This is a genomic window from Alteromonas sp. B31-7 (assembly GCF_015767655.1).
GTDB classification, from domain to species: domain Bacteria; phylum Pseudomonadota; class Gammaproteobacteria; order Enterobacterales; family Alteromonadaceae; genus Alteromonas; species Alteromonas australica.
Map to the genome: position 1 here is coordinate 3,572,631 of NZ_CP065233.1, position 21,035 is coordinate 3,593,665.

Below are 21,035 nucleotides of genomic sequence, written 5' to 3' on the forward strand. Positions count from 1 at the left end.
CTGTTTCGGTACTCTCTTATCAAGCCCTTTTCACAAGCGTGCTATTTAAGCTTCCTCTTGACGAATTTTCTTTATCAACTCGTCTTTTCGAAGAGTGAAGGTACCAAATAATGATCACATTCTATACTGTACAAGCATACAGTTTCAAGCCATGTTTTTAATTTTCGCTCAACATTTTTACTAAGTGCGTCATGGCAAAGGCGATAGCGTGTTGTCGCACTTCATCTCTGTCGCCACTGAATACTTGTTTAATTTGTTCTGACATTGCGCCACACATAAAGCCAAACCATACAGTGCCCACAGGTTTTTCTTCACTGCCACCACCTGGCCCGGCAATACCGCTCACCGTTACCACCAGCTGTGCACCACTGTTACGGCGAACACCTTCCGCCATTTCCTTTACCGTTTGCTTAGAAACGGCGCCGAATTCTTGCAGGGTCTGTTCACTCACGCCCAAAGTACGTTTCTTAGCGTCATTAGAGTAGGTTATCCACGATTGATTAAACCAGTCGGAACTGCCCGAGACACTAGTAAAGGCAAATGCAATGCCTCCGCCAGTGCACGACTCAGCGCAAGACACACTCCACCCTTTTGCTCTAAGTGAGTCCCCCACCACCTGCACTTGGGCAGATAATGCGCTATCAATCTTTAAAGGGGTGGTGTTTACTGTCGAATCAGTTGAAAATGTTGTGTTCATTTGGTTATACCTAATTACACTTGTTGTGCTTAATCAGATCTTCCCTTGATCTTAATGGGGGTGAGTTTATCATTTATTCCCTTGAACAGGCATTAAACCCAGTAACAAATTCGCAGAGGTTTTTTTGGAATCACATACTCCTATGATGCGCCAATACTTAACAATAAAGGCGCAACATCCGAATATTTTACTTTTTTATCGCATGGGCGATTTTTACGAATTGTTTTATGACGATGCCAAAAAAGCTGCCGAACTACTGGATATATCATTAACCGCCAGAGGCAAGTCCGGTGGCGACCCTATCCCTATGGCAGGTGTTCCCTATCACGCCGTAGAGAGTTATTTGTCTCGCTTAGTAAAAATGGGGGAGTCTGTGGCTATTTGTGAGCAAGTTGGCGACCCCGCCACCAGCAAAGGGCCTGTTGAACGCGCAGTACAACGCATAGTTACTCCCGGCACTGTTACAGATGAAGCACTCCTTGAAGAACGTCGCGACAATATCCTTGCCGCTGTATGCGGGCACAGTATGCATTACGGGTTAGCCACCCTTGATGTCACCAGTGGTCGCTTTGTCGTATTTGAATGCGAAAGCGACGAGAGTTTATTGGCTGAAATTCAGCGGATAAATCCCGCTGAACTGCTTTACCCAGAAGGGTTTGAAAGCCTGCCGCTCGTGGAAAACCGCAAAGGCCTTCGCCGTCGCCCTGAATGGGAATTTGACATAGATACTGCCACAGAACAACTGAACGCCCAGTTTGAAACCAAAACTTTAGACGGCTTTGGCATTCAGGGCATCAGCAAAGGGTTAGGCGCTGCAGGTTGTGTATTGCAGTATGTGAAAGATACACAGCGAACTGCGCTGCCTCACATTCGCCATATTCAAACCGAGCAGCAAGATAGCCGCGTCCAACTTGATGCTGCCACGCGCCGAAATTTAGAGCTCACCCACAATTTATCTGGCGGACAGGAAAACACCTTATTTAGCGTGATGGATACCACCACAACGGCGATGGGCAGCCGTATGCTTCAGCGTATTATCCATTCGCCATTAACCGACCAGCACGAGCTACAAAGTCGTTTAGATGCGGTAGAAACCTTTATTAGCGACGACCCGGAAGACATCCGCGCTGCATTAAAGCACATAGGTGATATTGAGCGTATTATGGCGCGACTCGCCTTACGTTCGGCGCGCCCACGAGACTTTGCCCGTTTAAAAAACGCATTCAATGCATTGCCTGACCTGCAAGATGCCCTTGCCCGTTTTGACACCGGACAAATTAGAAATATTGGCGAAACCATTGGCACTTATCCAGAGCTTCAAGCCCTGTTAAACAGCGCTATAATTGATAACCCCCCGGTGGTTATACGCGATGGTGGCGTAATTGCTGAGGGCTATAATGCCGAGCTTGACGAACTGCGCAAGCTATCCCAAGGGGCGACCGATTACTTAGACGCGATGGAACAACGCGAGCGCGAACGTACGGGCATTTCTACGCTAAAAGTAGGTTACAACAAGGTACATGGATTCTTTATTGAAATCAGCCGTGCAAACAGCGCATTAGCACCAGCCGAATACATCCGTCGACAAACGCTTAAAAACACCGAGCGCTACATTACACCTGAGCTTAAAGAACACGAAGACAAAGTACTAAGCAGCCAAGGTGCTGCTCTTGCTTTAGAAAAGCAGCTTTATGACGCTTTGTTCGAAAATTTTGCGCCCCACTTAAATCGCTTAATCGACACGGCCGCCGCACTGGCGAAGCTCGACGTGCTGTGCTGTTTTGCCGAGCGTGCCGTCACCCTTGACTGGCATCGCCCACACTTAAGCCAAAAATGCGCGCTTACCTATGAAGCAGGTCGCCACCCCGTGGTAGAAAACGTGATGAAAGACCCTTTCATTGCCAACCCGCTTGAACTTGATAGCGAACGTCGCATGCTCATTATTACGGGTCCCAACATGGGGGGTAAATCAACCTACATGCGCCAAACCGCGCTGATTGCGTTATTGGCCTGTATTGGTAGCTTTGTACCTGCGGAAAATGCCCATATTGGTAAGCTAGATCGTATTTTTACGCGCATTGGCGCATCCGACGATTTAGCGTCTGGACGCTCTACTTTTATGGTGGAGATGACAGAAACAGCGAACATTCTCAATAACGCCACAGAAAACTCGTTAGTATTAATGGATGAGATTGGCCGAGGCACCAGTACCTATGATGGCTTGTCCCTTGCCTGGGCTTGCGCCAGCTATTTAGCCAAACAGCTCAATGCTTACACCCTTTTTGCTACACACTATTTCGAGTTAACGGAACTGCCAGATAATCAAAAAGGCGTGGTGAATGTGCACCTCGACGCGGTCGAGTTTGAAGATACTATACGCTTTATGCATACCGTATCTGAAGGCGCAGCAAGTAAAAGTTTTGGTCTTCAAGTTGCGCAATTAGCCGGTGTGCCCAAAGCTGTCATTAAATCAGCACAGCAAAAACTAGCAATGCTTGAATCCGCTCACGTATTAAGTGAGCCCCCTCCTACAGACGTGCCTACTACCTCAACGGCACCTGGGCAAGCAGAGATGCGCTTCCCTGATAAACCGAACCCGGTTATTGACGCAATCGCGCGCGTTTCACCTGACGAACTCTCACCCCGTCAAGCGCTAGACCTCATCTACACACTGAAACGGCTTAGCCAAGCTTAATCTTCGGCATCATTTATTTAATAACAGGGCTTTAACATTCAAATTTAGATACACGGGAGCAGGCAAATTGATTGTCTGCTCCTTCTATTTTGCGTATACTATTGCCCCGTCCAAAGTGTGGGTGGTTTTATTCTTAAACTACACTCATATTTACCATACAACCCAAACGTTCTAGGTTTCGCATGACAAATTATATTTTCGTCACCGGTGGTGTAGTTTCATCGCTTGGTAAAGGTATTGCAGCTGCTTCTCTTGCCGCAATTCTGGAAGCCCGCGGGCTCACCGTCACCATGTTAAAGCTCGACCCTTATATCAATGTCGACCCGGGCACAATGAGCCCCATTCAACACGGTGAAGTATTTGTAACCGATGACGGCGCAGAGACCGACCTTGACCTTGGCCATTACGAACGTTTTATTCGTACCCGTATGACCAAACGCAACAACTTCACCACTGGCCGCGTGTACGAAGAAGTACTTAAACGCGAACGTCGTGGTGATTATCTAGGTGCAACCATTCAGGTTATTCCACACATTACCAATGAAATTAAGCGCCGGGTTATTGAAGGTGCGGAAGGTCATGATGTGGCCATTGTTGAAGTGGGCGGAACGGTTGGTGATATTGAATCACAACCCTTCTTAGAAGCCATTCGCCAACTCGGTACTGAAGTAGGCCGTGAACGTGCGATGTTTATGCACCTTACACTCGTGCCTTACATGCCTGCGTCAGGCGAAGTAAAAACAAAACCAACGCAGCACTCGGTAAAAGAGTTGCGCTCAATTGGTATTCAACCAGATATCCTCGTTTGTCGCTCTGTAGGCGCATTACCTACCAGCGAACGCTCAAAGATTGCCCTATTTACCAATGTTGCTGATAAAGCCGTTATCTCGCTCAAAGACGTAGACAGTATTTACCGAATTCCTGCTGCACTTAAAGCACAAGGAATGGATCAGCTTGTTGTCGACCGCTTCGGACTAGACTGCAAAGAAGCCGACTTATCCGAGTGGGAACAAGTGCTTTACGCAGAATCTAACCCCACGGCTGAAGTCAACATTGGCATGATAGGTAAATACGTTGAGTTACCTGATGCTTATAAATCGGTTAACGAAGCACTTAAACATGCGGGTCTGAAAAATCGTTTAACGGTAAACATCCAGTATATAGATTCACAAGATGTTGAAAGCAAAGGTGCGCAAATCTTAGAGAACCTTGATGCTATCTTAGTACCAGGTGGATTTGGGGAACGTGGGATAGAAGGTAAAATTGCAGCTGCGCGTTATGCCCGTGAAAACAAGGTGCCCTACTTGGGTATTTGCTTAGGCATGCAGGTTGCGCTAATCGAATTCGCCCGCAACGTTGCAGGTATGGAAAACGCAAACAGTACTGAATTTGACCCTGAAACACCTTACCCTGTTGTTGGCCTTATTACCGAATGGCTAGACGCCGCCGGTACCACAGAAATCCGTACTGAAAGTTCAGATTTAGGTGGCACCATGCGATTAGGCAGCCAGCTTTGTCATTTAATTGAAGGCACAAAAGTACACGATATGTATGGTAACGTTGAAATATACGAACGCCATCGTCATCGTTATGAAGTGAATAACAACCTTCGTGATCAAATTGAAGCGGCAGGTCTAAAAGTAAGTGGTTTGTCCACTGACAAGCGACTTGTAGAAGTTGTCGAAATCCCTGATCATCCATGGTTTATTGCGGGTCAATTCCACCCCGAGTTTACGTCTACACCTCGAGATGGACACCCATTGTTTACTGGTTTTGTTGCAGCCGCAGGAAAATACCAAAAAGAAAATCACTAGTTTCTAATAAAGGGAATGCTCTCTCCCGTTGCGTTCCCAATTCAATTGTTGAGGAAAAAACATGGCGAAAATTAGTCGCATAATCGGACGCGAAATCTTAGATTCACGCGGAAACCCTACCGTAGAAGCAGACGTGTACCTAGAGTCTGGCGTAATGGGCCGTGCTGCTGCACCATCTGGTGCCTCTACAGGTAGCCGTGAAGCACTAGAACTACGCGACGGTGATAAGTCTCGTTACCTAGGCAAGGGCGTAACAAAAGCCGTTGCAGCAGTAAACGATACTATCGCTCCTGCACTTTTAGGCAAAGACGCACTCGCACAAGCTGATATTGATGGCATCATGATTGACCTTGATGGCACCGAAAACAAAGAAACACTGGGTGCAAATGCCATTCTTGCTGTGTCTCTTGCGGTAGCGAAAGCAGCGGCAGCTGAAAAAGGCGTAGCGCTTTATGAGCACATTGCCGACCTTAACGGAACGTCTGGTGAATACTCAATGCCTGTGCCTATGATGAACATCATCAACGGTGGTGAGCACGCTGACAACAACGTAGACATTCAAGAATTCATGGTTCAGCCTGTTGGCGCGAAAAGCTTTAAAGAAGCCCTTCGTATGGGCGCTGAAATTTTCCACGCCCTTAAGAAAGTACTGTCTGCCAAAGGCCTTAACACCGCAGTGGGTGATGAAGGTGGTTTCGCACCAAACCTTAGCTCAAATGCTGAAGCACTGGCAGTAATTGTTGAAGCCGTTGAAAACGCTGGCTACAAAATGAATGAAGACATCACGCTGGCACTAGACTGTGCGGCGTCTGAATTCTACAAAGATGGTCAATACGTGCTTTCTGGCGAAGACAAGAGCTTCGATTCAGAAGCGTTTGGCGACTACCTTGCTGATCTTTCTGCACAGTACCCAATTGTATCAATTGAAGACGGTCTAGACGAAAGCGACTGGGACGGCTGGGCAAGCCTAACGAAGAAGATTGGTGAAAAAGTACAGCTAGTGGGCGACGACTTGTTTGTGACTAACACTAAAATTCTTAAGCGCGGTATCGATAACGGTATTGGTAACTCAATCCTTATCAAGTTCAACCAAATTGGTTCACTGACTGAAACTCTTAACGCCATTAAGATGGCGAAAGACGCGGGCTTTACAGCGGTTATTTCTCACCGCTCTGGTGAAACTGAAGACGCCACCATTGCTGACCTTGCAGTAGGTACAGCGGCGGGCCAAATCAAGACAGGTTCACTATGCCGTTCTGACCGTGTTGCTAAGTACAACCAACTTCTTCGCATTGAAGAAGCACTGGGTGATGCTGCAACCTACAAAGGCCGTTCAGAAATTAAAGGTCAATAAGCCAATATTGACCGCATCGTAAGGGCATCATATTGCATGTCCTTACCCAAAAAGCGTTAGCGGATTTGTTCCGATAACGCTTTTTTTTTACTTTCTGTTTGCGCAACAGCCCCATAAACTAAACAGCGCTGGCGCAAAAAAATAGCCCCGGGGGTACCGGGGCTAAAACTCACACACAACAGCTAAATTAGGAAGTTTAGAATCGGTAGCTTGCACCTACTGTAATCCGGCGGTCCGTTAAGCCTTGGAAGCACAGCAGCGCCCCTTCGTTCACACAGTATTGCTCGATATCTGACTTAGTAATGTTGACGGCTTCGACACCGATATTTAAGTTTTCATTAACATCGTAGTTTACGCTCGCGTTTAACTGACCGCGATCGGCTTGTACCGCGGGGAAGCCCCAAGGGAAGCTCGATGTGCTACCGAAATCATCTGTGCGATACGCTTCACGCCAGGTGTAACGCATACGTGCAGATAAACCAAACTTCTCGTAGTAAACCGTTACGTTGTACGCATTTTCAGACAGGTTAAGTAAACCTTGAACCGCTGACACTTCTATGTCGTCATCGCCAGTAGTAGCAGCAAATACGTTGCCAGCACGACTCGTTGCAGAGTTTTCTGCCTCACCACCAGAGAATTCTTGGATGGTGTAGTTTGCTAGCACACCGAAACCAGATGCCCAACCAAGTTCCTCTTCAAACCCTGCCAAATCGTACTGAACCGCAAACTCGATACCTTTTTGGGTAGTTTCACCAGAATCGTTAATTTTGGTTTCTGTACCGACGCACACACCTGTACCTAAATCTGGGCCAAATACGTTAATATCAGCAATAGGGTTGAATATACCGCCACCTTCACAAGGGTCAGTAAGGTCACGGTAACCCGTAATAGGGTCTTCGTATGGACTTACAATTTGCTCTACATGTAAATCTTTACGGGTTTTATGGAAAATACCCACACTGACCACACTGCCTTCAGCAAAGTACCATTCAGCCGCTAAATCGTAAGAAATAACCTCTTCAGGTGTTAGATTAGGGTTACCAATCGCCACGTTAGGGTTAGGACTGGTACTGAAGGTTACAGAGGTTGATAAGTCATCAAAGTCAGGGCGACGAATATCTTTGCCCGCGCCGAATCGCAATACAACATCATCAGCAACGTCAGCCACAATGTTCACACGTGGCAATACGAAATCGTAATCGCCTGTGGTGGTTACTTGAGAAACTAACTCGTTACCTTCGTCATCTACAGTAATGGAGTTACCTACCGACGTGACTTCTGTTTCAAGATAACGAACACCAAAGTTACCGCGGAACATCTCATATTCGAAATTAGCCTGCGCGTACAAGGCATGAGTTTCTTCTTCGATGTCAAAGAAACCAGATGAGCTAGACGTTGGCGCGCTAATGCTTGCGGTTGAACCGTGCTCGGTCATCGCCGCTTGCAGCGTTTCAAGCACACCATCAGGGTCTGATGCCACTAATTCCGGGTCAATAATCAAAAAATCTTTTACGTATAAGTCACGACCATCTGCATCATTAAAGTTGTCAGGGCCCGCCACCAATAGCTCAGAGAATAAATCACCACGAGGGCTATCTTCCATTGAACGAAGACCTACACTCGAACTGATATCTTCTCGCTTACTGCCGGCCTTACTGTAACGATAACCAAAATCGACCGAGGTAATCATAGAATCTAAGAAGTAACTGAAATCTACACGAAACGCATCTTCAAAATTTTCTGTTGTATCGCGACCGATATTAACGTCACGTAAAACCACATTGTACGGGTCAAGTAGTTGCGCTGTAGTAGGCGCATAATCTGCACCTTCAGCAATACCAAATGATAAAGAACCACCAGTTAAGTCATAGGCAAAGGGCACACTATTATCATTCGCACCGCCAGCGTCCAATGGTGCATTTGGGTTAATGAAGTTAAGCGTAGTATTGAAGCTTGGTGTTGTGGTATCCGATGAAGATGAGGCTATTTCAGCGCTTGCGAACCATTTATCTCCTGTCCATTCACCGCCTATACGGAATATCTTGCTTTCTGTCACCCGTGAATTGGTATCACTGGATAGACGAAGGTTAGGATCGTCATCATCGTTTTCCAAATTCACTGGAATAACACCCGTAAGTGCCGCTTGAATAGAGCCTAAATCAGTGCCACCTAACGAACCAAAATTGATGGTTTCGAAACTATCCGGTACTGAGATGTCATTCAGTGCGCTCACACCTGAAGCTTGCACACGTGAACTTTCCTGCAAGCGCTCTTGATCATTAATGACCGCGTCAAAGTAGAGGCGCGAATTATCATTAGGTGCCCATTCAAATGTACCTACAAAGTTCTTCGTTTCATATTCAAAGTTATCGTAATCTTGAACGAAGAATTGAATAGGTAGGAAATCAAATGACTGCGCGCTTGCAACACCACTGTCTGATGCGATTAGGTTATCGCGGTCGGCGCGAGGACGAAAGGCCGTTACATCCTGCTGCGCGTAACTACCACTTATCACCACACCAAATTTACCGTGGTCATTTTCCCAGTTGTCACCATAGGTACCTGAAATACGCGGCTGAAAACTGCTATCTGTTGTCAAGCTACTGTTTTCACCTTGCGCACGAAACGCAAGTAGTTGCTCTGTTAACTGTAATGGGCGAATGGTTTTTAAATTTATTGTTCCACCTACTGAACCTTCAATGGTCTTAGCGTCAGGTGATTTAGTCACTTCTAAACCGGCAATAATAGACGCTGAAACATCTTCAAAATCAATCCCGCTTCGACCTGTACCAGAACCCACCGTCGACACACCATTGATTTCGGTTCTGTTTGCATCGGTACCACGAATTTGTACGCCTGTACCTACACCGGCTTCACGAGTTATTTGAATACCTGTAATATTTTCCAATACTTCAGCTAAGTTTTGGTCTGGTAACTTACCAATATCTTCAGCTTCGATGACTTCAACCAAGTTATTTTGAAAGCGTTTCTCATTAAGCGCACTGGCGAGTGATGCACGAATACCAGAAACCTCAATAACCTCCACGTCTTGTTCCGATTCAGTCTCAGCTTCTTGCGCTAGTGAATGTTGCGCAAAACCAAGCGTACCGAGGGATAAAACGGCAAGGGTGATTTTAGATAATTTGTGTCCCATGTGTGTTTCCTTTTACGGATGTGTGATAGCCCGAAAAAACTGTGTGTGTTCTATGTTGGGCGTCGTGTGTCACGTTTTAATTTTGTTTCGCTAATTCTTGAATAAAGTGCTTCACACTCAATTTACAAGATACTTACAAAAGCATTTCAAAAAACGCAATTGGTCAACACAAAATCAATAAAAAAGCATAAGATTCGACCAAAGTTGGTATTACCAATATTATTCACCTAGTTTACAAATCCCTTTAAAAAACCGTTACAAAATGCATTAAACTACATATTATCAATAAGATAATCAGTCACCCTGCAATAAATATGTCACATAGAGGGGGAAGACCACATAGTAAAGAGGATGTAAATAAATTCACAAGAATGATAAGAAGTTGGAGAATAGGTTTAAAAAAAGCGGATACACCTAAGTAACATTATTTCCCCTATGAATTGGTCATATAAGTTACATCAATATTAGCGGCCAATAAGCCTTACCATTCTTTGTTAATCAGAACGAGAATGCATCATTCACATTGCATAGGGCGCTCGAACTAGATACTCAGTCTAAATACTGCTACGGTAAGTCAATTGCAGCATGATAATTTTTACTATGGTATCTGACAGTCCGATGTCTTCAGAGCAATCTGGCTTTTTTTCTCACTCAGGGGAAATAGAGGGAACCAACCCTCAATTTACTGAAATTTGTACCGCACTTTACGAACGAGAATTGCTCAATATTGCTCACAATGGCCCAAGTAATGTGTCGATTTTACGTCGGCGACTAGCGGGCCTCCCCCACCATATTCGTAGCGTAGCTCGTTATTTAGTTAGCCATTCCACGCCTCTTGATGTAGACGCGCACAATGGAAGCTGGTTTTTCAAGCAGCCTGCAAAATGCCCCGGTTTAACGCAAACCGCTGAAAGCTGTAACACCTGGTACCAAAAAAACGCCCAGTGGGGGTTAGTCATTCCAATAGTGGTAAAGAGCTTAGAAGGAAGCCATATAGAACTCGACTCAATCGATAAGGTACAGTGGGAGAATCAAACACTTCACGCCAATTTACACGGGTGGTTTACCTTTGAAGGGATAGGCCTGAACAACGAAACACTCTGCTTCAGTGAGAAAACCTTACTGAAACCCAGCAAGGCGATAATGGCGTCGGCATGCTGTGGGCATACTTGGCGTCACAAAAGTAAAGGGATGCCTAGGGCACTTTCCCTGAGAGAAATGCGACTCTCGACTAATATTGAATGGCGTACTTTTAAACTCGCAGGAAATGAATAAAAATACATTTAAATTAAATAAAAACCCTTTCTAAAGTCCAAATCTGTGTCACATTAAACAACCAGTATTAGGATGCACATCCTATTAAGAGGAGATGAAAGCCGTTTTAAATGGACTACCCCTTCTTAATTGATATTTTCTAACACGCTAATCGATAAAAATTAGGATGTGTCTACTAAATTCCAATAGTCACTAAATATAACCAAAAAATATACGCATTATAGTAAACAAAGGTTGACCTTAGGCCTCTAGATGGTTAAATTGTCGCTATCAAATTGGTCAGCAAAGAATTACCGCAAATGAAGACGCGTTTTCTACTTCTAACTCTACTCCTTATGGCAGCCAGACTGCACGGGTAGATTGCGACCAGCGATTAATCACACAAAAACCCGTGCCAAGCACGGGTTTTTTTTTAACTATTAAACTGAGAGAGTGTCATGACAAATCAAGTGAAAATCTTTGATACCACATTGCGAGATGGCGAGCAGGCGTTACCTGCTAGCCTAAGTGCCAAAGAGAAATTGCAGATTGCTCTGGCACTCGAACGTTTAGGTGTCGATATTATTGAAGCTGGCTTTCCCGTTTCTTCGCCAGGTGACTTCCGTTCGGTACAAATGATTGCTAAAGAAGTGAAGAACTCTGTGGTATGTGGTTTGTCTCGAGCGTTACCCGCAGATATCGATGCATGTGGTCAAGCGTTGAGCGTAGCCGAGCAATTCCGTATTCACACCTTTATCGCCACCTCGGAAATTCACGTTGGCGCTAAGCTGCGTAAGTCGCAAGATGAAGTGGTAGACATGGCGGTGGCGGCAGTGAAACATGCCCGTAAATACACCGACGATGTAGAATTCTCTTGCGAAGATGCAGGCCGCACGCATATAGACTACTTGTGCAGAATGGTTGAGTCAGCCATTAACGCCGGTGCTACCACCGTGAATATCCCCGACACGGTGGGATACACCACGCCAACAGAGTTTGGTGGTATTATCCAGCAATTATTTAATCGCGTACCTAACATCGACAAAGCCATTATTTCGGTTCACTGCCACAATGATTTGGGTTTAGCTGTTGCTAACTCTCTTGCCGCGGTGGAGCAAGGCGCTCGCCAAGTAGAATGTACTATCAATGGCATTGGTGAACGTGCAGGTAACGCCTCATTAGAAGAAATAGCCATGATCTTACAAACCCGTAAGAACATGCTTGGCTTTGATACTAATATTAATTCCACGGAGATATCACGCACATCGAAATTGGTTAGCAACTTGTGCAACATGCCCGTGCAATCGAACAAGGCCATTGTAGGGGCTAACGCATTTAGTCATTCATCGGGTATCCACCAAGATGGTGTATTAAAAGCGCAAAATACTTATGAGATCATGACCCCTGAGAGTGTGGGCATAAATAAAAACAACCTAAACTTAACCTCACGTTCGGGCCGTCATGTTATTAAGCACCGATTAACAGAGCTTGGCTACAAACCGGAAGATTTCGATTTAGAAGCGGTTTATCAAGCCTTCTTAAAGCTTGCCGACAAAAAAGGGCAAGTGTACGACTATGATTTAGAAGCCTTGTTATTCTTCGATAAACAGAAACATGACCAGGCCCACTTCCAGTTACTTTATTTGCAGGCTAATTCTGGGCGAGAAATCATTCCAAGTGCCACAGTTAAAATGAAAGTAGGCGAGGAAGAAATTACCCAATCATCCATAGGGAATGGTCCCGTTGATGCCGCTTACAAAGCTATTATGTCGATACTTGGTCATGAAGATTTAGAAGTCGTCGATTTCAAACTAGATTCAAAAGGTGAAGGCGCGGACGCACTGGCACAGGTGAGTGTTATTGCCACCTATAAAGGCCGCCGATTCCACGGTATCGGCTTAGCGACTGACATTGTAGAAGCCGGTGTAAAAGCCCTTATCTTTGTATTAAACAATACCTATTTAGCTGACCAAATTGATCAGCAAAAAAACCAACAAGAACGCGTTGCAGGAGTGTAAATGAGCCAGTATTCAATTGCCGTATTAGCCGGAGACGGTATCGGCCCAGAAGTTATGCAGGAGGCCAATAAGGTCTTAGATGCCGTCGAGAAAAAGTTCAACATAACCTTGAACCGTACGGCATTCCCTGTAGGTGGTTATGCCATTGATACTGAGGGTGAAGCACTTCCGTCAAAAACTCTGTTGGGCTGTGAACAGGCCGATGCAATTTTGTTTGGTAGTATCGGCGGCCCTAAATGGGATACCTTACCTCTTGAACAACGCCCAGAGCGAGCAGCATTACTGACATTACGTAGCCATTTCGACCTTTTCAGTAACCTACGTCCTGCACGTATTTACCCAGGTTTAGAGGCGCTTTCGCCGTTGCGTGAAGACATCGCACAGTCAGGTGTGGATGTACTGGTAGTTCGTGAACTCACCAGTGGCATTTACTTCGGTCAACCTAAAGGCCGCGAAGGTGAAGGTGAAGAAGAATTTGCATTCGACACCATGCGCTATAGTAAGCGAGAAATTAGACGTATTGCCGTAGCGGCATTTGAAGCTGCGCAGAAACGTCGGGGTAAAGTAACCTCGGTAGATAAAGCTAACGTATTGCTAACCAGCCGTTTGTGGCGTGAAATTGCCGAAGAAGTCGCCAAAGACTACCCAGATGTAGAACTTGAGCACATCTACATTGACAACGCTACGATGCAGATAATGAAAAACCCAGCACAGTTTGACGTGATGCTGTGTTCTAACCTGTTTGGTGACATCGTATCTGATGAATGCGCAATGATGACTGGCTCAATGGGATTATTGCCTTCAGCCAGTATGAATGAAGATGGCTTTGGTCTATACGAACCAGCAGGCGGCTCTGCCCCTGATATTGCGGGACAAGGTATTGCTAACCCTATCGCGCAAATTTTATCCGCTGCCATGATGCTTAGATTTAGCATGAATTTAGGTGAGGCAGCCGATGCTATAGAAAAAGCCGTTGTGGCCACGTTAGAAGCAGGTGTACTTACAGGCGAGTTACTGCCTGCTGATAAGCGCGAACAGGCCTCCAGTACATCGCAAGTGGGCGATGAAATTGTTAAACAATTAATGGCGCAGGAGTAAATAGACCCCATGGCCAAGACCTTATATGACAAAGTGTGGCAGGCACACATTATCGATCAACTAGGTGAAGACAGCTTAATCTATATCGATCGCCATCTTATTCACGAAGTGACCTCACCACAGGCCTTTGCAGGGCTTAACGAAAAAGGCCGTAAGGTGCGTCGTCCTGACCGCACAGTGGGCACAATGGATCACAGTATATCCACCCGCTCATTAGCCATTGATGCATGTGGACCTCAAAATGCCCTTCAGCTAAATACCCTAGCACGAAATTGTGAAGAACACGGTATTCAGCTTTTTCCCGTAGGACACCAAAAGCAAGGTATTGTGCATGTAATGGGGCCAGAGTTAGGCCTTATTCAACCTGGCATGACTGTGGTATGTGGCGACTCTCATACAGCAACTCATGGTGCGTTTGGTGCACTAGCATTCGGTATCGGCACCTCACAAGTTGAACACGTACTGGCTACGCAAACTCTTAAACAAAGCCGCGCTAAGAGCATGCTGATTAATGTTAACGGTAAGCTTCCTATTGGTATTACTGCAAAAGACATTATTCTTGCCATCATCGGAAAAATTGGTCATGCCGGTGCGACCGGCCATGTTATTGAGTATGCTGGTGAGGCAATCCGTGGCTTGTCTATGGAAGAACGCATGACGGTGTGCAACATGAGTATTGAAGCTGGCGCGAAAGCAGGGCTTGTGGCACCAGATGAAACCACCTTTGCTTACTTAAAAGACCGCGAGTACGCGCCTAAAGGAAAAGACTGGGATGACGCTGTTGCATACTGGAAAACGCTTTACACCGAAGAAGGCGCTGAGTTTGACACAGTCGTAGAGTTGCAAGCTGCAGACATTGCACCACAGGTCACGTGGGGCACTAACCCAGGTCAAGTGATTGGTGTCGATACGCCCGTGCCTGCACCAGAAGACTTTAGTGATCCGATTGAAAAAGAAAGTGCTGTAAAAGCGTTAGGCTACATGGGACTTAAACCCGGTGAAAAGCTCGCTGATGTGGCCGTTAACCATGTGTTTATTGGTTCCTGCACAAACGGTCGTATTGAAGACTTACGTGCCGCCGCACACATTGCTAAAAACGGCAAAGTTGCCGATTCAGTAACGGCCATTGTGGTCCCCGGTTCTGGTAACGTTAAACGCCAAGCGGAAGCAGAAGGCCTAGACAAAATTTTTGAAGAAGCCGGATTTGAATGGCGTCTACCAGGTTGCTCCATGTGCCTAGGTATGAATGACGACAAGTTAGTGTCTGGTGACCGCTGTGCGTCAACCAGTAACCGAAACTTTGAAGGTCGCCAAGGTCGTGGGGCACGTACCCACTTAGTTAGCCCTGCCATGGCCGCCGCCGCTGCCATCACTGGCCGCTTCGCCGACGTTAGAGATTTTCAGGAGTAAGTCATGTCAGAACAAGGTTTTATACAACATACAGGTATTGCCGCTCCTTTAGACCAGGCTAACGTGGATACCGATCAAATTATTCCAAAGCAGTTTTTAACCGGTGTTACCCGCGCGGGCTACGGAAAACATTTGTTTCATGATTGGCGCTATCTAGATTTGGAAGAAAAAGAGCCGAACCCGGAATTTTCTTTAAACAAGCCTGAGCATAAGGGTGCCAGTATTTTGCTGGCACGTGAAAACTTCGGTTGTGGCTCAAGCCGAGAGCATGCGCCTTGGGCGCTGGCTGACTTTGGCTTTAAAACGGTCATCGCCACCAGCTTTGCAGATATTTTTTACGGTAACTGCATTAACAACCAACTGGTGCCTGTGGCATTACCTAGCTCAGAAATGGATAAACTTTTTACTGCCGTAGAGGACAATCCAGCCATTCAGATTACCGTCGATTTACCCGCCCAGACTGTGACGTTCGATGGCGTATCTGTTTCCTTCGATATTGCTGAGCACCATAAAAACAATTTAATTAAAGGGCTAGATGCTATTGGTCAGACCCTCGAACTGACTGAAACCATTAAGGCTTTCGAAGCTAAGCAGCCTGCTTGGCTATAATAGTAAGTAGAAGCACTGACCGCTGTTTATCAGTAGGTTAGTGCTTGCTTTGCTGATACGTTAGCGGCCCATTATTATCTCGTGTAAGACAAGCCCCATTGCTTGTCGTATATCATGTCATTTTGCATCGACAATTAAATCTGCCAACAAATATCAATTATACACTGACGTAGGTATGAGTTTGTCGTAATATTTAGTGGCGATTAAGCCCCTTCACAATTTGTGTCAGAAAGCGCTCTTGGAGAAACAATGTTAAAAGCCGTACCCATTGACGAATTGAAGCCTGGCATGTACGTCAATCAAGTGCTTGAACAAAGCGGCGCACTAAAAATGCGTTCAAAAGGAATAGTCAAAACTCAGAAAGTCATAGACACACTTAGAACACGGGGTATTCAACGGGTAGAAATTGATACCGAAAAGTCGAAAGGCTCAGTGGAAGACGTTGCCCCAGCACCAGAGAGTGTTGCACCAGACACAGCAAAGCAACCACAAGAAAAACCCATTAATCGAGAATCTCTAAACGAGGCTAACGACTTATATTTTGACGCAGTGAATATTCAAAACGGTTTTTTGAAATCGTTAAAGCGCGGCGCAGCAAAAGACCTAAAACCCATCGAGGAATTATCGCAAAGCTTAATTGAAAGCGTATTCGATAATAAAGACGCCCTCTCCTGCTTAACCTTAATCAAAGATGCCGACGCCTACTTGCTTGAGCACTCTATCAATTGCAGCATCATCATGGGTATGTTTACGCAGTTTTTAGGTTACGACCGAGACACTATTGATCAAGCCAGTTTAGGGGCATTATTGATGGACGTGGGCATGTCTTCTCTACCCGAAGAAGTAAGACATAACACAGGTGAGTTCTCTCATGCTGACTGGGAAGTAATGAAAACCCACGTGGAAATTGGTATAGATTTAGTTGAGCAATGCGGCGACATTTCAGATTTAGCGCTTTCTATAATTGCACAACACCATGAACGGCAAGACGGCAGTGGCTACCCTCGTGGGCTAGCGGGTGATGATGTCAGTGAACTTGCTCGCATAGCGGCCATCGTAGACGCGTATGATGCCATGACATCCAACCGCCCTCATAAAGAAAGTATCACGCCTACCCAGGCACTAAAGCGGTTAACCAGTATTGATAACCTCGACCAAAATTTAGTGACCCAATTTATTCAATGTGTGGGGGTTCACCCTGTGGGGTCATTGGTTCGATTGAAAAGTGGCAAGCTGGCCATTGTTAGTCAGCGCGGTAAGCGAGATGCCTTAAGCCCTGTGGTCATGTCTTTTTATAGCGTTACGTCAAATCATTACAATGAAATTAAGCGAATCGATTTGAGCCAATATGATGACGAGATAGTTTCTGGTGTTCGCCCAGAAGACTTTAAACTTAATTTATCGAAGTTTTTCCAAGAAGTATTCATAAGCCAGGCGCCGACTTAGGCGCCTGTGACATGGGCTGGCAAACAGGCCAAAAAATAGCGTCGCTCGCTACCAGTCCGTTAATGCACTCATAGAAAACAGTTCTCCTTCATAGGAAAGAATGACGCGCTGCGCCTCTATATTGATAATTTGCACTTTATCGTCAATCCAGTCCCCCTCAAACCTTTGCACACCGTTTACGCGAACCCAGCGATCGTCCACTTGTGACGCATACATATGCGCACTGAAATTCATACTAGGAAGACGTGTTAATAGGCGCACCGGTAATTGGTCCACCCGTTGAATATCATCGTGAACGGTAAGAGGCCTTGCAGGTTCAGAGCGCCCTTCGTCAGTTTGCTTATCTAGCGCTTCTACAGCTGCGTTAAAACGGGCTAACAACTCAGGCGACACAGCAATATCAGTGTCACTGCCACTGTCATTGAGTACTTCTCCACCTTCTTCTGATAACGACGCAACCGCACTTTTTTGTACCTCATCGTCCTTAATCTGTGGTGCAGAGGGTGGTGTCTGCTTGCCATTTACCCCGCTGGATTGATTGACGTTAGTTACCTGAGGGGGCTGTTTGCCCTCGGCATTAGCGTCTTCAGCGGACGCAACATTTGCCACAACCTCTTCGTTAATATCAAGGGGCGTAAGAGTATTGTCGGTAACAGGCATAGAAGAGATATCCTCAGGCGGGGTTAGCGCAACTGGGGGAATTTGCGTATCTTTATGTGAAATTAACGGCCACCAAAGACTTGGCGTAGCGGCCATAAAACCGATGCCCAACCCCAACAATAGGGTAACACCGAAAGCTGCAAGCTCTTTCGCATACACAGACCACATTGACGGTAATCCCTGAACCGTAGGCAAGAACAAACTGCGATTAAACTGCTCGGAAAGCGACGAGTCAAAGTTGGCTTTGGTATCATGCTCGCCTCTCAATAGGGCTTGAGTTTGGGTTCTATGTTGTGTAACCGGTGCAATTTCTACTGTTTGATCTGGGTCTATTTCTAACTCTTGCACGCCCATTTCCGCCAAACCGTGCACCATGGCATCACTTGTCACTAAACCTGACTTTCTAATTTTGACAGGGCCATTTTGTTTTGTGATTTGAGTAATCACCATGCCCGGCGTTAAGTTTTTAATGGTCACCACGTTAGACATACAGGCTCCCTAAACCATAGCCACACACAATTGCGAGTAAAAACACGCCGACAAGATGCCATTTACGCTGACTATGTATACGCTGCCTGACAACGTCTTCACCTAAAATTTGTTCTGCCGCAGCAAAAAAAATGGGCTTTTTCACTACCGCGTGTTGTTTTGTAAAAGACAGCGTTAAGGCTCTGTCGCAAAGCAAATTAATAACCCGAGGGATCCCCCCGGTTATTTGATGCACCGCCTTCAATGTAGACTGGCTAAAAATGCTCACATCACCATGGGCAACGCTAAGACGATGTGCAATGTAAGCTTTCACTTCTAACGAGGTCAGCGGCAGTAAATGGTATCGCGCGGTAATACGTTGGGCTAACTGACGTAATTCGTTACGTTTTAGTAACTGCTGCAATTCTGGCTGACCTATTAATACTACCTTAAGAAGTTTCTCACGGTTGGTTTCTAAATTCGTGAGTAATCGCAACTGCTCTAATACTTCTGGCAATAAATGCTGGGCTTCATCCACCATAAGTACAGTGTTAATTCCGGACTGATGATTCGCCGCTAATTTACCTAAAATAAGATCGGTAAAATACTTCAAGCTGGCATTAGGCCCACTGTATTCAATACCTAACTCGTCACATACTGTGGCAAGCAGTTCTAACGCAGATAGAGTGGGGTTTAAAATCATGGCCACTTGCGTATTATCGGGTAATTGCTGAAGTAACTTTCTTGATACAGTGGTCTTCCCCGTGCCCACTTCACCAGTAAGCATAACGAAGCCACCGCTTTCGCGAAGCCCAAATGTTAAATGCGCTAATGCTTCCTTATGCCTAGGACTCATATAGAGATAATCTGGGTTCGGGGCAATTGAAAACGGGTTATCGCTTAACCCGAAATAGTTCAAATACATGGTATTCGCTAAGTAATGGTAAAAACGAGGATTAAACTACCAGAGCACGAGGGTAAGTAAAAGGGCGCTTTACACGCACTGACAATTTTATTTGGAACATTGATATACTACTTCTTTTTTTCACCCCGATTTAAGAGCGAGAATACATGCAGGTTTATTTGGTTGGTGGCGCCGTGAGAGACTCTTTGCTAAAAAGACCTGTCACCGAAAAAGACTATGTCGTTGTGGGCGCTACGCCAGAGGAAATGCTACGCCAAGGTTTCACCCAAGTAGGCAAAGACTTCCCTGTATTCCTACACCCAAAAACCCAAGAAGAATACGCCCTTGCCCGCACAGAGCGAAAATCTGGAAAGGGCTACACGGGGTTTGAGTGTAATGCGTCGAGCGACGTTACATTGGAAGAAGATTTACTGCGCCGAGACCTTACCGTGAATGCCATAGCCCAAGATAACCTGGGTAATCTTATTGATCCCTACGGTGGTAAGCGCGATTTGGATAACCGTCTTCTTCGTCATGTTTCAGGTGCCTTTAGTGAAGATCCGCTGCGGGTATTTCGAGTTGCCCGCTTTGCCACCCGTTACGATTATTTAGGCTTCACCATTGCGAGTGAAACCATGGTACTGATGCAGTCCATGGCCAAAAGCGGTGAGTTAAGCACGCTAAGTGCTGAGCGCGTATGGCAAGAAACAAAACGAAGCCTTTTAGAAAAGACCCCTTACGTTTTTTTCGCCGTGCTAAATGAGGCTCATGGACTTAGCGACTGGTTTACTGAACTTGAAAATAATTTAGATGCAGCTTTAGCAACATTAAAAACGGCGGTAGAGCTAGAAAAGACTGCTAACGAAAACGGCGACAAAAGCGCCACGACTAAAGCTAAAGCGTGTGAAAGTAACGCTTTAGAAACTCACACGCTCATAATAAGATTCACTGCCCTGCTCTCCCACCTTGAAGAAGCAGAAGCAAAACGCCTCTGCGATAGGCTGAGAGTGCAAAACCAAGTAAGCGAAATTGTTATTCTTGCCTGCAAATTTAGAGATTGTCTTGTAAACACATCGAACTGCCCTACAAAGCTCCTCGAATTATTCAATGGCTGTGATGCGTGGCGAAGAGAAGAACGATTTACACTATTGCTCAGCGCTTTTGCGCCCTATGCTCATAGAAAAGGTATAAATTGGCAGCGCCAACAAAAACACATTAAAAATGCACTGACAGCCGCCAACCAAGTGAATGTGCAAGATATTATTGCCACGGGTGTAAAAGGGCCAGAAATAAGAGAAGCACTAAACCATGCGAAACATACCGCCATTGCTGCGCTAAATGAATCGTTCAAAAACTCATTAGACTAACAGGGTCTAATATTGGCATTAACCTGTGGTTAACCATAGTGCGCGAATTTAACGCCAGTTTTTCTCTATGTTTTGGTATAGCAATGC

14 protein-coding genes are annotated in these 21,035 nt (G+C 45.7%); 10 read left to right on the forward strand and 4 right to left on the reverse strand.

The window, feature by feature from the left end:
* Window positions 1-157: 157 nt before the first annotated feature.
* Window positions 158-697 (reverse strand): CinA family protein, encoded by a 540-nt coding sequence (locus IUA53_RS15590; protein ID WP_044446350.1) that lies wholly within the window; start codon window positions 695-697, stop codon window positions 158-160.
* Window positions 698-839: 142 nt separating this feature from the next.
* On the opposite strand from IUA53_RS15590, the gene mutS reads away from it, so the two are divergent.
* The 3 genes from mutS to eno all read left to right on the forward strand — a co-directional run bounded on the left by mutS (window position 840) and on the right by eno (window position 6,560).
* A complete protein-coding gene (gene mutS / locus IUA53_RS15595; RefSeq protein WP_196899570.1) occupies window positions 840-3,392 on the forward strand; it encodes a DNA mismatch repair protein MutS in 2,553 nt (850 codons plus the stop codon).
* A 182-nt stretch (window positions 3,393-3,574) separates the two neighbouring features.
* Complete coding sequence (locus tag IUA53_RS15600; RefSeq protein WP_044056225.1) at window positions 3,575-5,206, forward strand: CTP synthase; 1,632 nt, start codon at window positions 3,575-3,577, stop codon at window positions 5,204-5,206.
* Window positions 5,207-5,267: 61 nt separating this feature from the next.
* Window positions 5,268-6,560 (forward strand): phosphopyruvate hydratase, encoded by a 1,293-nt coding sequence (eno, locus tag IUA53_RS15605; RefSeq protein ID WP_044056224.1) that lies wholly within the window; start codon window positions 5,268-5,270, stop codon window positions 6,558-6,560.
* 196 nt (window positions 6,561-6,756) lie between these two features.
* Here the strand turns inward: eno and IUA53_RS15610 are convergent, their stop codons facing one another.
* Window positions 6,757-9,714 carry a TonB-dependent receptor gene (locus IUA53_RS15610; protein WP_044446349.1) on the reverse strand — a complete coding sequence of 986 codons (2,958 nt, stop codon included), beginning with the start codon at window positions 9,712-9,714 and terminating at the stop codon, window positions 6,757-6,759.
* A 585-nt stretch (window positions 9,715-10,299) separates the two neighbouring features.
* Here IUA53_RS15610 and IUA53_RS15615 point away from each other — a divergent pair.
* The 6 genes from IUA53_RS15615 (at window position 10,300) to IUA53_RS15640 (ending at window position 17,549) form a co-directional block, all read left to right on the forward strand.
* Window positions 10,300-10,989, forward strand: coding sequence for a hypothetical protein (locus IUA53_RS15615; protein ID WP_231401169.1), 690 nt, complete (start codon window positions 10,300-10,302; stop codon window positions 10,987-10,989).
* 437 nt (window positions 10,990-11,426) lie between these two features.
* Complete coding sequence (gene leuA, locus IUA53_RS15620; protein ID WP_196897387.1) at window positions 11,427-12,986, forward strand: 2-isopropylmalate synthase; 1,560 nt, start codon at window positions 11,427-11,429, stop codon at window positions 12,984-12,986.
* On the forward strand, window positions 12,987-14,084 hold the full coding sequence (leuB, locus tag IUA53_RS15625) for a 3-isopropylmalate dehydrogenase (RefSeq protein WP_044056220.1): 1,098 nt from the start codon (window positions 12,987-12,989) through the stop codon (window positions 14,082-14,084). It abuts the gene before it with no gap.
* Window positions 14,085-14,093: 9 nt separating this feature from the next.
* Window positions 14,094-15,494 carry a 3-isopropylmalate dehydratase large subunit gene (gene leuC, locus IUA53_RS15630; RefSeq protein WP_044446346.1) on the forward strand — a complete coding sequence of 467 codons (1,401 nt, stop codon included), beginning with the start codon at window positions 14,094-14,096 and terminating at the stop codon, window positions 15,492-15,494.
* A 3-nt stretch (window positions 15,495-15,497) separates the two neighbouring features.
* Entirely contained in the window at window positions 15,498-16,103 is a 606-nt protein-coding gene (gene leuD / locus IUA53_RS15635) for a 3-isopropylmalate dehydratase small subunit (RefSeq protein ID WP_044446342.1), read from the forward strand.
* Between the two features lie 249 nt (window positions 16,104-16,352).
* On the forward strand, window positions 16,353-17,549 hold the full coding sequence (locus tag IUA53_RS15640) for an HD-GYP domain-containing protein (protein WP_196897388.1): 1,197 nt from the start codon (window positions 16,353-16,355) through the stop codon (window positions 17,547-17,549).
* Between the two features lie 48 nt (window positions 17,550-17,597).
* Here IUA53_RS15640 and IUA53_RS15645 read toward each other — a convergent pair whose 3' ends face one another.
* Both IUA53_RS15645 and IUA53_RS15650 read right to left on the reverse strand, forming a co-directional pair.
* Window positions 17,598-18,698 carry a general secretion pathway protein GspB gene (locus IUA53_RS15645; protein WP_044446340.1) on the reverse strand — a complete coding sequence of 367 codons (1,101 nt, stop codon included), beginning with the start codon at window positions 18,696-18,698 and terminating at the stop codon, window positions 17,598-17,600.
* Complete coding sequence (locus IUA53_RS15650; RefSeq protein ID WP_044446338.1) at window positions 18,691-19,602, reverse strand: ExeA family protein; 912 nt, start codon at window positions 19,600-19,602, stop codon at window positions 18,691-18,693. Before IUA53_RS15650 ends, IUA53_RS15645 begins: the two co-directional genes overlap by 8 nt.
* A 146-nt stretch (window positions 19,603-19,748) precedes the next feature.
* Between IUA53_RS15650 and IUA53_RS15655 the strand changes: the two genes are divergently transcribed.
* Window positions 19,749-20,948 carry a CCA tRNA nucleotidyltransferase gene (locus tag IUA53_RS15655; protein ID WP_196897389.1) on the forward strand — a complete coding sequence of 400 codons (1,200 nt, stop codon included), beginning with the start codon at window positions 19,749-19,751 and terminating at the stop codon, window positions 20,946-20,948.
* Window positions 20,949-21,035: the final 87 nt, after the last annotated feature.